Raw genomic sequence first — 1,131 nt, 5'->3', positions numbered from 1 at the left:
GGCGGAGCGCAACGCCTCACCGGCGTCGCCGTGGTCGGCGGCGGCCAGCGCGGTGTCCAGGTCGGCGTGGACGCCGCCCGCACGCGCGAGCGCGGTCCAGGCGTCCACCAGGGCGTACTGCTCCCGGGCCCGCGCCCGGTCGCCGTCGGCGCCGCGGACCTCGTACAGCTCACCGAGGGCGACCAGCGGACCGGGCAGCGGGGAGCGCGCGACGACCGCCTCCAGGGTGCTGATGGCGCCCGCCCGGTCACCGCTCGCCGCCAGTGCCCTGGCCCGGCCCTCCAGCGCGGGGAGGTGGGTGTCGTCGGCGGCCAGGGCGCGGGCGAAGTGACGCAGGGACCGGTCGTAATCGCCCTGGTTCCAGGCCAGTTGGCCGAGCGCGGTCGCCACGTACGCCACGTCCGCGCGCGACGCCGCGCCGGCCAGGGCCCGCTCCAGCACAGTGCGGGCGGTCGCGGTGTCGCCGCGCAGTTCGTGGACGTACGCGTACCGCGTGAAGACCGGCACCCCGGGACGCCGGGCGTCCGCGGTGGTGGCGGCCTCGGCGGCCTCGTCGTACCGGCCGAGCTCGACCAGGGCGTCCACCCGGGAGCACAGGGCCCGCTCGCTGAACGGGTTCTGCTCCAGGGCCCGGTCCGCGTACCGCAGGGCACCCGTGAAGTCGTGCCGGGCGGCGGCGAGCGCGGCGCGTCCGGCCAGGGCCGGTTCGTTGCCGGGGGCGAGAGCGAGCGAGCGGGTGAGGGCCCGTTCGGCCCGCGGATAGTGCGAGGGGTCGCCCGTGGTCCGCGCCTGCTCGACGTGGGCGAGGCCGAGGGTGGCCCACGAGCGGTGGTCCCGTGGCTGGGCCCGCAGATGAGCCCGGAGGGAACGGATCCCCGCGTCGAGGTCGCCCCCGGTGAGCAGTCCGGGGGAGAGCGCCCCGGCAGCGGGCGCGGCGTCCGCCCCGGCCCGCGTCCCGTCCGGCCGGCCCCCGACGGCGACGGCCCCGGCGGTCATGGCGACCGCCAGCAGCACGGCACAGGACGCCACGCGCACCCCCCGCGCCCGCCGCCCGGCGGCGGCGAAGCGCCGCAGGGCCGCGATACGGCGGGTGGCGGGGGCATCCCCGGGGTCGGGCAAGCCGTCGGCCCC

Annotated in this window: 1 protein-coding gene; it reads right to left on the bottom strand. The window is 79.3% G+C overall.

Features of this window, described 5'->3' with window-relative positions; all coding sequences use genetic code 11:
• On the bottom strand, positions 1-1,119 hold a 1,119-nt coding region (locus G3I53_RS12635), incomplete at its 3' end, for a tetratricopeptide repeat protein (protein WP_239063837.1).
• Positions 1,120-1,131 lie beyond the last annotated feature (12 nt).

It is taken from the genome of Streptomyces sp. SID14436 (assembly GCF_010548465.1).
GTDB lineage: Bacteria > Actinomycetota > Actinomycetes > Streptomycetales > Streptomycetaceae > Streptomyces.
The sequence above is the reverse complement of the archived record's forward strand: the minus strand, read 5'-3'. Positions and strand labels throughout refer to the sequence as shown.